Source organism: Leucobacter muris (assembly GCF_004028235.1).
GTDB lineage: Bacteria > Actinomycetota > Actinomycetes > Actinomycetales > Microbacteriaceae > Leucobacter > Leucobacter muris.
The window spans coordinates 1,444,131-1,457,146 of the sequence record NZ_CP035037.1 but is presented as its reverse complement, the minus strand read 5'-3'; the positions used below and the strand labels follow the sequence as shown (position 1 = coordinate 1,457,146).

The following is a 13,016-nucleotide window of genomic DNA, read 5'->3' as shown; positions in this document are numbered from 1 at the left end:
TGTCTACTTTCTGTTCGTCAGTCTGCTGCGTCGGTCAGTTGGCGGCCAGCGCGTCGGCGACGACCTGGAGGCCCTCGCGCAGCAGCTCGTCCGAGATGGAGAGCGGCGGGAGGAAGCGGATCACGTTGCCGTAGGTGCCGCAGGTGAGCAGGATGACGCCCTGGTCGCCGGCCTGCTTCGCGATCGCGCCGGTGAGGGCGGCGGCGGGCTTCTTCGAGCCCGACTCGACGAGCTCGACGGCCTGCATGGCGCCGCGTCCGCGGATGTCGCCGATGCGGTCGTCGTTCTTCTGCAGCTCGGCGAAGAACTCTTCGATGATCGCGCCGATCTCGCGGGCGCGCTGCGAGAGGTTCTCCTGCTCGTAGGTCTCGATGGTGGCGAGGGCCGCGGCACAGGCGATGGGGCTGCCCGCGTAGGTGCCGCCGAGGCCGCCCGCGTGCGCCGAGTCCATGATCTCGGCGCGGCCGGTGACAGCCGACAGGGGCAGACCGCCGGCGATGCCCTTGGCGGTGGTGACCAGGTCGGGCACGACGCCCTCGTGGTTCGCGGCGAAGAGGTCGCCGGTGCGGGCGAAGCCGGTCTGCACCTCGTCGAGGATGAAGACGACGCCGTTGGCGGTCGCCCACTCCTGCAGGGCGGGGAGGAAGCCCTCGGCGGGGGCGATGAAGCCGCCCTCGCCCTGGATGGGCTCGATGATGATGGCGGCGAGGTTCGACGCGCCGACCTGCTTCTCGATCTGGGTGAGCGCGACCTCGGCGGCCTCGGCGCCGGTCAGGCCGTCGCGGAAGGGGTACGAGGTCGCGACGCGGTAGACCTCGGGGGCGAACGGGCCGAAGCCGTCCTTGTAGGGCATGTTCTTGGCGGTCATGCCCATGGTGAGGTTGGTGCGGCCGTGGTAGGCGTGGTCGAAGACGACGACGCCGTTCTTCTTGGTGTAGTGGCGGGCGATCTTGATCGCGTTCTCGACGGCCTCGGCGCCCGAGTTGAAGAGTGCGGAGCGCTTCTCGTGGTCGCCGGGGGTAAGCTCGTTGAGCTTCTCGGCGACCTGCACGTAGCCCTCGTAGGGGGTGACGGTGAAGCAGGTGTGGGTGAACTGCTGCACCTGCTCGGTGACGGCCTTCACCACGGCGGGGGCCGAGTTGCCGACGCCGGTCACGGCGATGCCGGAGCCGAGGTCGATGAGCGAGTTGCCGTCGACGTCGACCATGACGCCGCCACCGGCTGCGACGATCGACACGGGCAGGGCGGCGCCGACGCCGGCCGCGACCGCGGCGCTCTTGCGCGCGATGATCTCCTGCGATTTCGGACCGGGGATGCTGGTGACGAGCTTGCGCTCCTGCGGGAGCGAGGGGCCGCCGATGATGCTGGCATCAGCCATGAGGTTCTCCTTGCCTGGGGGCTCACCGCGCTGCGCTCGGGTGAGCGCCTCGCGGGTTCGAATGTGATTCCGGATCAGCCTAGCCCCGTCCGCCTACCCGCTCCTGTGCCACAATGGACTAAATAGACTCGAACTTTCGCCACTTCGGCAGACACCATTCAGGGAGGGCCATGGCAGCCAGCTCCGCGCCGGATGAGCGGGCCGCGAGGGGCGGGACGCCCGCCACGCACTCCCCCGCCATCGAGCTCGGCGAGCTGCTGCGTCAGTACCAGCTCGGCCTCGTGCTGATCGCCGGGGCGAGCGCCGACGTGCTCGAGCGACCGGTGCAGTGGGTGCACGTCAGCGAGCTCGAGGATCCCGCCCCGTTCCTCACGCCCCGCACCGTGCTGCTCACCACCGGCGCCCGGTTCTCGGCGGTGCACGACCAGCAGGACGCCGACGCGTACGTGCAGCGGCTCGTCGGCGCCGGTGTCACCGCCCTCGGCGTCGCGGTCGGCCTGCACTGGGACCGTGTGCCGGCGCAGATCGTCTCGGCCTGCGACCGGCTCGGCCTGCCGCTCTTCCGCGTGCCCTACGATACGGCGTTCATCGAGATCGTGCAGACCGCGGCGCGGCTGCTCGAGGCCGGCGCGAGGGAGCGCGACGTCTGGGCGCTCGAATCGCAGCGCGCGGTGGCCTCGGCCTCGCTGCAGCGCGACGGGCTGGGCTCGGCCGTGCGCGAGGCCTCCGCCCGTCTCGGGCGCTGGGTGTGCATCACCGACAGGTCGGGGCGCATCGTCGAGTTCTCCCCGGGCTCCGCCCGCTCCGATGTCCAGGCCGAGTGGATCCGCCGCGAGACCCGTCGCCTCGTGGAGCGGGGCGTGAGCGCGGGCCGCATCGGCGGCGCGGGCGGCGGTGTGCAGATGCAGGCGCTCGGCCGGCGCGGCCGGGTGCTCGGGGTGCTGGCGGTCGAGGATCGCGGCGCCCCCGACACCGCCGAGCGCACCCTCATCGGCCTGGTGGCCGCGCTCGCGACCGTGCAGCTCGAGCACCGCGGCGGCATCGACGAGGCGCAGTCGTCGCTGCGCGACGCGATCGTGCAGCTGCTGCTGGACGGCGACCTCGCCCTCGCGGAGAGGATCGCCGCGGGCGCGCTCACCCGGGTGCCGCGCGGATCCGTCGTGGCCGTGCGCTACCGCACGCCGGAGGGGGTCGATCCCGCGATCGTCGAGGATCTGCAGTCCTTCGACGCGGGCAGCCCCGGGCTCATCAGGGCGACCCTCGGCGATGCGCCGCTGATCATCGCCGAGACGCGGCACCTGCCCGCGATCCGCCGCCTGCTGCTCACGCGCCGCATCCTGTCGGGGGTCTCGGAACGCGGAACGCTGCCGCAGCTGGCCGAGTTGATCGACCAGGCCGACCGGGCGGTCGAGTACGCGGTCGCGAGCGGCGCGGAGGGGCCGGTCGACTACCTGCCCGCGCTGCACGACGGCGTACTGCACCTGCTGAGCGGAATGCCCGATGCGCGGCACCGCGCCGAGAGCCTGCTCGCTCCGCTGCGCCAGCACGACCGCAGGCACGACGACACCATCGAGCACAGCCTGCGCGTCTGGCTCGCCCACCACGGCCAGACGAGCCCGGCCGCGACCGAGCTCGGCGTGCACCGCCACACGCTCAAGGCCCGGGTGCAGACGGCCGCGCAACTGCTGCAGAGCGACCTCGACTCCCCCGACACCCGCGCCGACCTGTGGACGGCGCTGCGACTGGCGGAGAAGAGGGCCTGAACCCCCTCCTCCGCCGGGTCGCCGATCCTGCGGGCGTGTCGAGCATCAGGATCCGGGCGGGCGCACCGTGTACGGGTCCCAGCCGGCGGGGTCGAGCGCGCCGCCGTCGAGACGGATCCCGGGCGCGGCCGCGGATCCCGAATCGATATCCCGCACCGCGCCGATCGGCAGGAAGCCGTGCGGCAGCGCCGCCGACGCCGGGAACGTCGCGAGCAGCCCGTGATCCTCACCGCCCGTGAGCATCGCCCCGATCGGCACTGCAGCGCCGTGCTGCACTCCGAAGCCGCGCTCCAGCAGGAGCGCGTCGAGGTCGACTGTCACCCCGCTCGCCCGCGCCAGGCGGTCGGCGTCGATCGACAGCGAGTCGGAGACGTCCATCATCGCGGTCGCTCCCGCGTCGGCCGCGGCCGCTCCGAGCGCGATGGGCGGCTCGGGGGCGAGCTGCGCGGCGACGGCCGCGGGGTAGGCCCGCCGCAGGGCGGGCAGCGACCGGGAGTGGGCGGTGCCGTCGGGATCGGCGGCCTCGGCGAACAGCAGCGACAGCCCGAGCCCCGCGAGCCCGAGCTGCCCCGCGTACGCGACCCTGTCGCCCGGCCTCGCGCCCGAGCGGGTCACGGGCGGCCGCCCCTCGAGGTCGCCGAGCGCCGTCACCGAGGCGGTCACCACCGGCGCGCGCCCGAGGTCGCCGCCGATCACACCGCAGCCCGGCGCGAGCTGCCGGCAGGCGGCGTCGAGGCCGCGCGCGATCCGCTCGAGCAGATCGACCGGTGTCTCGTGCGGCACGGCGAGCGCCACGGTGAGCGCCGTGGGCCGCGCACCCATGGCCGCGACGTCGGAGAGGTTGGTGGCCGCGAGCTTCCACCCCAGTTCGAATCCGTCGTGCCAGGCCAGACGGAAGTCGGGCCCCTCGATCATCGTGTCGGTCGTCACGACCGCGTCGCCCTCGAAGCCGAGCACCGCGCAGTCGTCGCCCGGACCGAGCCGCGCGCTCGCGGAGGGGCTCAGGCGGGCGAGCACGCGGGCGAGCACCTCGCGCTCCCCCAGTTCCCCCACGGTCGCGTTCACACTCTCAAACTAGCGCACAGGCGGCACTCGCTAGGCTGGCAGCGTGACTTCGCACCGCACCCGCCTGCTCGCGCTCGCCACCGCGGCGCTCGCCTCTGCGACGCTGCTCACCGGCTGCGCCGGCGACGTGCCCATGGAGGCGGCCGAGAACGCCAACGACCCGGCCTGCGCCGACGTGATCGTGCGCCTGCCCGACACGGTCGCCGGCCTCGAGCGGCGCACCACCAACGCCCAGTCGACGGGCGCGTGGGGCGATCCGGCCGGCGTGCAGCTGCAGTGCGGCGTCGAGCCGAGCGGCCCCACCACCGACACCTGCGTGAACGTCGACGGGGTCGACTGGATCATGGACGACTCGCAGGCGCCGCTCTACCGCTTCGAGGCCTACGGGCGCTCGCCCGGCCTCGCCGTGTTCGTGAATTCCGAGTACGCGAGCGGTACCGCGGCGGTGCTCGACCTCGGCACCGTCGTCAGGGAGCTGCCGCAGACACGCGAGTGCGTCGGCCTCGTCGACACGCTCGATCTGTAGCGTCGACCCTCGTGTCCGGTGTCTCGGGTGACACCGGCGTCTCGGGTGGGACCGGTGCTTCGGATCGAGGCCCGGGATCGCGTCCGAGATACCGGTACCGTCCGAGAGACCGGAAGCACCCGCACCCGCAGCGGGCCGGGGCTCAGTAGGCGGGCTTCTTCTCGATCGCCAGCTCGACCAGCTCGGTGATGAGGTCGGTGTATTCGAGCCCCGACTCCTGCCAGAGCCGCGGGTACATCGAGATCGGGGTGAAGCCGGGCAGCGTGTTGATCTCGTTGAGCACCGGTCCCTCGTCGGTGAGGAAGAAGTCGATGCGCGCGAGCCCGGCGCACTGCGTCACCTCGAAGGCGCGCACCGCGGCGTCCCGGATCGCCTCGAACTCGAGCTCCGTGACCTGCGCCGGCAGCGCGAGCTCGACGCCCGCGGCCCCGAGATACTTCGCCTCGAAATCGTAGAAGTCGCGCCCGGTGAACACGATCTCGCCGATCACCGAGCTGGTGCGCGGGCGATCCTCGCCGCGACCCTCGAGCACTGCGATCTCCACCTCGCGCCCCGTCACGCCCGACTCGATGAGCACCGTGCGATCCTCTGCGAACGCCACCTCGAGCGCGGCGGGCAGCTCGGCGAGCTCGGCGACCCGGCTCACCCCCACCGACGAGCCGGCCCGGGCCGGCTTCACGAACAGCGGGTAGGAGAGCCCCTCGTCGAGACGCTCCGAGAGGTACGGGTCGCGAGAGAGCTGCTCGCGCGTCACCGTGCGCCAGGGCGCCACCGGGATGCCGGCGTCGGCCAGCACGGTCTTGACCGCGTGCTTGTCCATGCAGAGCGCCGAGCCCAGGACGCCGCTGCCCACATAGGGCAGGTCGACCAGGTCGAGCATGCCCTGCACGGTGCCGTCTTCGCCGTACGGGCCGTGCAGCATGGGCAGCACCGCGTCGACGTGCCCCAGCGATCGCAGCGCGCCCGCCTGATCGACGACGGTGAGCGTGCGGGTCGCGGTGGAGGCCGGCCACAGCACGCGCGTGCCGTTGTCGCCGACCTCGGGCAGCGCGCCGGGCTCGAGCCGGTACCCCTCGAGGTCTTCCTCCCGCATGAGCACGGTGGCCCCCTGCTTCGTGATGCCCACCGGGATCACGTCGAACTTCGCGCGGTCGATCGCGCGCAGCACGCCCGCGGCGGTGACGCAGCTGATGCCGTGCTCGCTGGAGCGGCCGCCGAAGAGCAGCGCGACCGTGCGCTTCTCGCCCGCGCCGGGCGCGTCGGCGCGGCGCTCCGACGGGGAGGATGAGGATGCTGCGGTCACGCCTGGGTTCCCTTCAAACGGTTGAGCAGTCGCCGCCACGTGCCCTCGTGGGCTCCGTCGGGAATCGCCTGCTCGGGCTGCGGTACGTCGTCTTCGGTGGCGAGGTGCGGGCCGAGATCCTTCGGGGCCATGCGGCCGTCGAGCACCATCTGCACCTGCTCCACGATGGGCATGCGGATGCCCAGCTCGCGGGCGAGCTCGAGCACCGGGGGCACCGACGTGATGCCCTCGGCGACCTGCTGCATCTGCTCCCGCGTCTCCTCCTGCGTGTAGCCCTGCCCGATGAGGCGGCCGGCGGTGTTGTTGCGGGAGAGCGGCGACTGGCAGGTAGCGATGAGGTCGCCGAGGCCGGCGAGTCCCGAGAGGGTCGCGGGATCCGCGCCGTGCGCGACGGAGAACTGGGTCATCTCGGCGATGCCGCGCGTGATGATCGCGGCCTTCGTGTTCTCGCCGTAGCCCACGCCGTCGACGATGCCGATCGCCAGCGCGATGAGGTTCTTGAGCACGCCGCCGAGCTCGGTGCCGACGACGTCGGTGTTGACGTAGGTGCGGAAGTAGGGCGCGGAGGCGGCAGTCGCGATCTCCTGCGCGACGGTGAGATCGGCGCAGGATGCGACGCCGCCGGTCGGCTGCTCCTTCGCGATCTCGAGCGCGATATTGGGGCCCGAGATCACGCCGATGCGCGTCGGGTCGAGGTCGAGCGTGTCGGCCATCACCTGCGACATGCGCATGGTCGTGGTCTTCTCGACCCCCTTCACGAGGCTCACTAGCACGCTGCGCCGGTCGAGGTAGGGCTCGATGTCGAGCAGGTTCTGCCGCAGGGTCTGGCTCGGCACCGCGAGGAAGACGAGGCCCGCGCCGCGCAGCGCGACGCTGAGGTCGTCGGTCGCCTTCAGGCTCTTCGGCAGGTTGATGCCGGCGAGGTACTGGGTGTTGCGCTTCGCGACCTGGATCTCGTGCGCGACCTCGCGCCGACGCGCCCAGACGGTGACATCGCAGCCCGCGTCGCAGAGCACCTTCGCGAACGTGGTGCCCCAGCTGCCCGCTCCGATGACCGCGACCCTGCGGCCGCGGTTGCGCAGATTCCTACCGGTGACGATCGGGATCGGCCGCGTGCTCAAAAGCGGCCCGTCTCGTTCTGCTGGTGCTTGCTGGGGTCCCAGCGCTCGGCTGGCGGCTGCTCACCGCGCAACTCGGCGAGCAGCGCGGTGATCGCGTCCATGAGCAGGCTCGTGGCCTCGGTGACGACGCGCTGATCGACGGGACGGTTCTCGAAGCGGCTGAGGTCGAGCGGCTCGCCCACCGAGACCCGGATGGTCTTGCGCGGGAACGGATGGATGCGCTTCGCGTAGCGCGGCATCAGATCCTGGGTGCCCCAGTGGGCGACGGGGATCAGGGGAATACCCGACTCGAGAGCGAGGCGCACGGCGCCCGACTTGCCCCGCATGGGCCAGAGATCCGGATCGCGGGTGAGCGACCCCTCCGGGTACACGATCACCCCCGACTCGCGCTCGATGAGCTGGCCGGCGGCCCCCATCGGGTTGACTCCGTCGCGTGCGGGCCGGGTGGATCCCTGGCGCTCGACCGGGATCTGACCGGAGGCTCGCAGCACCCACCCCAGCACGGGCACGCGGAAGAGGCTCGCCTTCGCCATGAACCGGGGCAGCCGCCCGAGATGCCAGACGGCCGCGCCCATCGCGATGGGGTCGATCTCGCTGTAGTGGTTCGGCGCGAGGATGAAGGGGCCCGTCTTGGGCAGCTTCGACTGCGGCGCGAAGCGGTAGCGCACCATGACGGACCACACCGGCAGGATCATCCCGGCCAGGAACCAAAACACGGAGGGTCGACGCTTCTCCGCGGAGGGGCGGCTGCGGAGTTTTACCGTGTCAGTCATGGTCCCATTATCCCGCTCCCGCGCCCCCGGCACGGCATACCGTGCCGGGGAGGCGATATCGAGGGATCAGCTCTCGTAGACGAAGTCGGCGCCGAGCTGCCGCAGCTTCTCGATGAAGTTCTCGTAGCCGCGCGAGATGATGCCGATGTTCGTGACCTTCGAGCTTCCCTCGGCGGTGAGCGCCGCGATGAGGTGGCTGAAACCGCCCCGCAGGTCGGGCACCTCGATGTCGGCACCCGTGAGCGGGGTGGGCCCCGTGATCACGGCGGCCTGCTCGAATTCGCGGCGCATCACGCGGCGGGTGCTGTCGTGCAGCCCCTCCTTGTAGACCACGATGTCGGCGCCCATCTTGTTGAGGGCCTCGGTGAATCCGAAACGGTTCTCGTAGACCGTCTCGTGAATCGTCGACACGCCCTGGGCCTGGGTGAGGGCGACGACGAGAGGCTGCTGCCAGTCGGTCATGAAGCCGGGGTGCACGTCGGTCTCGATGGTCACCGGCTTGAGGTCGCCCCCGGGATGCCAGAAGCGGATGCCGTCAGAGTGCACGTCGAAGTCGCCGCCGACCTTGCGGAAGACGTTGAGGAAGGTCATCATCTCCTCCTGCTTCGCGCCTCCGACGAACACGTCGCCCTTCGTGGCGAGGGCGGCTGCGGCCCAGCTGGCGGCCTCGTTGCGGTCGAAGATCGCCGCGTGGTCGTAGCCCCGCAGCTCTTTCACGCCCTCGATGAAGATGACGCGGTTGGGCTCGACCGTGATGATCGCGCCCATCTTCTGCAGGATGCAGATGAGGTCGATGATCTCGGGCTCGATCGCCGCGTTGCGCAGCTCGGTCTGCCCCTCGGCGAGCACGCTCGTGAGCAGCACCTGCTCGGTGGCACCGACCGACGGGTAGGGCAGCTCGATGTTGGCGCCTTTGAGCCCGTTGGGGGCCGTGAGGCTGATGCCGCTCGGCAGCTTCTCGACGACCGCACCGAACTTGCGCAGTGCGTCGAGGTGGAAGTCGATGGGCCGGTCGCCGATGCGGCACCCGCCGAGGTCGGGGATGAACGCCTCGCCGAGACGGTGCAGCAGCGGGCCGCAGAAGAGGATCGGGATGCGGGACGACCCCGCGTGCGCGTCGATGTCGGCCTGGTGGGCCACCTCGACGTTCGAGGGGTCCAGGCGCCACACGCCCGGCTCGTCGCCGCGGGTGATCAACACGCCGTGCAGGGCCAGCAGACCGGCGACGACGCGCACGTCGGAGATGTTCGGCACGTTGCGCAGCACGCTGGGCGACTTGCCGAGCAGCGCCGCCACCATCGCCTTGGTGGCGAGGTTCTTGGCGCCGCGCACCTCGATCCGCCCCTGCAGAGGCCGACCGCCGTTGATGAGGATCTCATCGGAGGTCAGCCCCACGCGGGCGCCGGCTTTCTGAGCGTCTTTCTTGAGCCCTTCGGCGGTCGTGTCGTCGTTCGGTGCGTCCTGCTCGCTCACGCGGCCTCCAGCGGGGTTGTGGTCGGCATCCAGGTCGGTCGCCGAGCCTCGAATTCAGTGATTGCCGACTCGTTGCGAAGGGTCAGCGAGATGTCGTCGAGCCCCTCCATCAGACGCCAGCGGGTGTAATCGTCGACCTGGAACGGCACGGTCAGGTCGCCGACCGAGACGGTGCGGTCTTCCAGGCTCACGGTCAGCTGCACTCCGGGCTCGGCGTCGATCGCCGCCCAGAGCTTCTCGACGTCGGCCTCTTCGACCTGGGCGGCGAGCAGACCCTGCTTCCCGGAGTTGCCTCGGAAGATGTCGGCGAAGCGCGGCGAGATGACCACCTTGAAGCCGAAGTCGCGCAGCGCCCAGACGGCGTGCTCCCGCGACGATCCGGTGCCGAAGTCGGGGCCGGCGACCAGGATCTCGGCGCCCTGGAAGACGGGCTGGTTGAGCACGAAGCCCTCATCTTGCCGCCAGTGGTAGAAGAGCGCGTCGTCGAAGCCGGTCTTGGTGACGCGCTTCAGGAAGACGGCGGGGATGATCTGGTCGGTGTCGACGTTGGAGCGCTTCAGCGGTGCGGCGATGCCCGACATCGTGATGAACTTGTCCATGGTTACGCTGCCTCAACCTTCTCGGCGGCGTGCGCCGCGCCGTCCGCGTCGTGCGTGATGCCGTTCTCGGCATCCTCCTTCAGATCCCAGGGGCTCGAGAGCGTGCCGCGGATCGCGGTCGCGGCGGCGACGAGCGGAGACACGAGGTGGGTGCGGCCACCCTTGCCCTGGCGGCCCTCGAAGTTGCGGTTCGAGGTCGAGGCGCAGCGCTCCCCCGGGGCCAGCTGATCGGGGTTCATGCCGAGGCACATCGAGCAGCCCGCGAAGCGCCACTCGCCGCCGAACTCCTCGACGATCTTGTCGAGGCCCTCGGCCTCGGCCTCGAGGCGCACACGGGCCGAGCCGGGCACCACGATGAGGCGCACCCCCTCGGCCTTCTTCTTGCCCTTGATGATGCTGGTGAAGGTGCGCAGGTCGTCGAGACGGCTGTTCGTGCAGGAGCCCATGAAGACCGCGTCGACCGCGATCTCCTTCATGGGCGTGCCGGCCTCGAGGTCCGTGTACTCGAGCGCTCGCTCGGCGGCGGCGCGCTCGTTCGGATCCTCGATGTGGACGGGGTTCGGCACACGATCGCTCAGCAGCACGCCCTGGCCGGGGTTCGTGCCCCAGGTCACGAAGGGCTCGAGCTCGCCGGCATCGATGAACACCTCGCGGTCGAAGACGGCGCCGTCGTCGGTGGGCAGCGTCTTCCAGTACTCGACGGCGCGATCCCAGTCGTCGCCCTGCGGCGCGTGCGGACGACCCTTGACATAGTCGAAGGTGATCTCGTCGGGCGCGACCATGCCCGCGCGGGCACCGGCTTCGATCGACATGTTGCAGATCGTCATGCGGCCGTCCATCGAGAGGCTGCGGATCGCCGATCCGCGGTACTCGAGCACATAACCCTGCCCGCCGCCGGTGCCGATCTTCGCGATGACCGCGAGGATGATGTCCTTCGCGGTCACGCCGGGGCGCAGCTCGCCCTCGACGTTGATCGCCATGGTCTTGAACGGCTTGAGCGGCAGGGTCTGGGTCGCCATCACGTGCTCGACCTCGCTCGTGCCGATGCCGAACGCGAGAGCGCCGAAGGCGCCGTGGGTCGAGGTGTGGCTGTCGCCGCAGACCACCGTGATGCCCGGCATCGTGAGGCCGAGCTGCGGACCGACGACGTGCACGATGCCCTGCTCTTTGTCGCCGAGCGGGTGGGCGCGCACGCCGAAGTCCTCGACGTTGTGGCGCAGCGTTTCGATCTGCAGCCGGCTCGTCGGATCCTCGATCTGACGGGTGATGTTGACCGTGGGGGTGTTGTGATCCTCGGTGGCGATCATGAGATCGACGCGGCGCAGGGGCCGGTTCGCCATGCGCAGGCCGTCGAAGGCCTGCGGACTGGTGACCTCGTGGATGAGGTGCAGGTCGATGTAGATGAGATCCGGCTCGCCGTTCTCGCCCTTCACGACCACGTGGTCGTCCCACAGCTTCTCGGCCAGAGTTCGGGGCTTGGTTGCTTCAGTCATACGTGCGCTTCTCTATTCCGTAACTTGCATGCGCCAACGCGCGCGATTGCTTTTCGGCCGTGCCGGACTCCGCGACGGGAGGGCCGAAATGCTACACCCCGTCGCGGCAAGGAAGAAGAAGCTGCCGACGACGCATAGCGAAGAGTCTACCACCGGGTGCCCGCGTTCCCTGGAAGCGGGCACCCGGTGCGACCGGTTCAGTCGCCGGGGTTCTCGTGAGCGCCGAGGTGCAGCCGCTCGCCGGTGCGCTTCGCCTCGCGGTTCATCTTCACGACGCTCGCAACCGTAGCGATCGCCATCGCCGTGACGATGAAGCCGAGCGACACCCACGTGTTGATCTCGGGCACCGGCACGTGCTCGCCGCCGTTGATGAAGGGCAGCTCGTTCTCGTGCAGGGCGTGGAAGATGAGCTTCACGCCGATGAAAGCGAGGATCGCTGCGATGCCGTACTTGAGGTACTCCAGGCGATCGAGCAGGCCGCCGAGCAGGAAGTACAGCTGGCGCAGGCCCATGAGCGCGAAGACGTTGGCGGTGAAGACGATGAAGGGGCTCTGCGTGATGCCGAAGATCGCGGGGATCGAGTCGAGCGCGAACAGCAGGTCGGTGGCGCCGAGCGAGATCAGCACGAGCAGGAAGGGCGTGAACATGCGCTTGCCGTCGACCGTGGTGCGCAGCTTGCCGCCGTCGTAGTGGTCGCTGAAGGGGAACATCCTCTTCGCGAGACGCACGGCGAGCCCGTCGCCCTGCTCGTCGTGCCCGCCGGGCTTGACCTGCTGCCACGCCGTCCAGATGAGCCAGGCTCCGAACAGGAAGAACACGGCGATGAAGCGCTCGATGATGGCCGCGCCGGCCAGGATGAACAGTCCGCGGAAGATCAGCGCGAGGATGATGCCGATCATGAGGGCCCGCTGCTGGTAGGCGTACGGCACCTTGAAGCTGCCGAGGATCAGCACGAACACGAAGAGGTTGTCAATCGAGAGGCTGTACTCCGTGAGCCAGCCCGCGAGGAACTCGGTGCCGTGCTGCACATCGCCCAGCAGGAACATGCAGCCGGCGAAGACGAGGGCGAGCAGCACGTAGAAGCCGACCCAGAGGCTGGCTTCGCGCATGCTCGGCACGTGCGGGCGCTTGATGATGAGGAGCAGGTCGATGACGAGGATCGCGACGAGCACGACCATCGCTCCGATCTCGAACCAGAGCGGAAGAACAGGGGTCACGGCAACTCTTTCGGTGTGGCGCGGGTACGCGGAGTAACCGAAAGTCTCTCCCCGGCGAGGCTCCCCGCGAAGCGGCGGAACCCCACCGCGTCCGCACCGGCCGGGCCACGGAGCCCGGCGTACTGACGACACGGACGAAACGGAATACTCCCTCTCGAAGGCATCATCATACCCCGGCGGGGCCGAGCGCTCAGCGCTCGTCGGCGAGTCGCGGGGTCCGCCGAGAGATCGGCGCTCCCGGCTCGTTCCGATCGACGGGCGGGTGCGCGCAGCGCCCCGCACCGTCGCGTTCCCAGCGCGAGACG

Annotated in this window: 11 protein-coding genes; 2 read left to right on the top strand and 9 right to left on the bottom strand. The window is 70.2% G+C overall.

The features are described 5' to 3' along the window. Positions 1-34: 34 nt before the first annotated feature. On the bottom strand, positions 35-1,378 hold the full coding sequence (gabT, locus tag Leucomu_RS06865) for a 4-aminobutyrate--2-oxoglutarate transaminase (protein ID WP_128386752.1): 1,344 nt from the start codon (positions 1,376-1,378) through the stop codon (positions 35-37). 170 nt (positions 1,379-1,548) lie between these two features. On the opposite strand from gabT, the gene Leucomu_RS06860 reads away from it, so the two are divergent. Then, a complete protein-coding gene (locus tag Leucomu_RS06860) occupies positions 1,549-3,141 on the top strand; it encodes a PucR family transcriptional regulator (protein ID WP_128386751.1) in 1,593 nt (530 codons plus the stop codon). A gap of 45 nt (positions 3,142-3,186) precedes the next feature. Here the strand turns inward: Leucomu_RS06860 and thiL are convergent, their stop codons facing one another. Next, complete coding sequence (gene thiL, locus Leucomu_RS06855) at positions 3,187-4,206, bottom strand: thiamine-phosphate kinase (protein ID WP_128386750.1); 1,020 nt, start codon at positions 4,204-4,206, stop codon at positions 3,187-3,189. A 43-nt stretch (positions 4,207-4,249) separates the two neighbouring features. Here thiL and Leucomu_RS06850 point away from each other — a divergent pair, with 43 nt between their 5' ends. After that, on the top strand, positions 4,250-4,732 hold the full coding sequence (locus Leucomu_RS06850; protein WP_017884996.1) for a DUF3515 family protein: 483 nt from the start codon (positions 4,250-4,252) through the stop codon (positions 4,730-4,732). Positions 4,733-4,874: 142 nt separating this feature from the next. On the opposite strand, the gene Leucomu_RS06845 is transcribed toward Leucomu_RS06850, so the two are convergent. From Leucomu_RS06845 to Leucomu_RS06815, 7 genes are all read right to left on the bottom strand, one after another. Further along, positions 4,875-6,035, bottom strand: coding sequence for a D-alanine--D-alanine ligase family protein (locus tag Leucomu_RS06845; RefSeq protein ID WP_017884995.1), 1,161 nt, complete (start codon positions 6,033-6,035; stop codon positions 4,875-4,877). Beyond that, the gene (locus Leucomu_RS06840) at positions 6,032-7,156 is read right to left on the bottom strand and encodes an NAD(P)H-dependent glycerol-3-phosphate dehydrogenase (protein WP_017884994.1); all 1,125 of its coding nucleotides are present in this window, start codon (positions 7,154-7,156) and stop codon (positions 6,032-6,034) included. Before Leucomu_RS06840 ends, Leucomu_RS06845 begins: the two co-directional genes overlap by 4 nt. Then, positions 7,153-7,929 (bottom strand): lysophospholipid acyltransferase family protein, encoded by a 777-nt coding sequence (locus Leucomu_RS06835; protein WP_031290231.1) that lies wholly within the window; start codon positions 7,927-7,929, stop codon positions 7,153-7,155. The genes Leucomu_RS06840 and Leucomu_RS06835 overlap by 4 nt, the downstream gene beginning before the upstream one ends. A 66-nt stretch (positions 7,930-7,995) precedes the next feature. Continuing rightward, on the bottom strand, positions 7,996-9,324 hold the full coding sequence (murA, locus tag Leucomu_RS06830; protein WP_031290229.1) for a UDP-N-acetylglucosamine 1-carboxyvinyltransferase: 1,329 nt from the start codon (positions 9,322-9,324) through the stop codon (positions 7,996-7,998). A 74-nt stretch (positions 9,325-9,398) separates the two neighbouring features. Then, complete coding sequence (leuD, locus tag Leucomu_RS06825) at positions 9,399-10,001, bottom strand: 3-isopropylmalate dehydratase small subunit (RefSeq protein WP_017884991.1); 603 nt, start codon at positions 9,999-10,001, stop codon at positions 9,399-9,401. 2 nt (positions 10,002-10,003) lie between these two features. After that, on the bottom strand, positions 10,004-11,494 hold the full coding sequence (gene leuC, locus Leucomu_RS06820) for a 3-isopropylmalate dehydratase large subunit (RefSeq protein ID WP_128386749.1): 1,491 nt from the start codon (positions 11,492-11,494) through the stop codon (positions 10,004-10,006). A 197-nt stretch (positions 11,495-11,691) separates the two neighbouring features. Next, the gene (locus Leucomu_RS06815; protein ID WP_128386748.1) at positions 11,692-12,711 is read right to left on the bottom strand and encodes a TerC family protein; all 1,020 of its coding nucleotides are present in this window, start codon (positions 12,709-12,711) and stop codon (positions 11,692-11,694) included. Between the last annotated feature and the right edge of the window lie 305 nt (positions 12,712-13,016).

Coding starts and splice junctions, on each gene's coding strand:
- leuC (WP_128386749.1), bottom strand. CDS start 11,494: ATGACTGAAGCAACCAAGCCCCGAACTCTGGCCGAGAAGCTGTGGGAC.
- Leucomu_RS06835 (WP_031290231.1), bottom strand. CDS start 7,929: ATGACTGACACGGTAAAACTCCGCAGCCGCCCCTCCGCGGAGAAGCGT.
- Leucomu_RS06860 (WP_128386751.1), top strand. CDS start 1,549: ATGGCAGCCAGCTCCGCGCCGGATGAGCGGGCCGCGAGGGGCGGGACG.
- leuD (WP_017884991.1), bottom strand. CDS start 10,001: ATGGACAAGTTCATCACGATGTCGGGCATCGCCGCACCGCTGAAGCGC.
- gabT (WP_128386752.1), bottom strand. CDS start 1,378: ATGGCTGATGCCAGCATCATCGGCGGCCCCTCGCTCCCGCAGGAGCGC.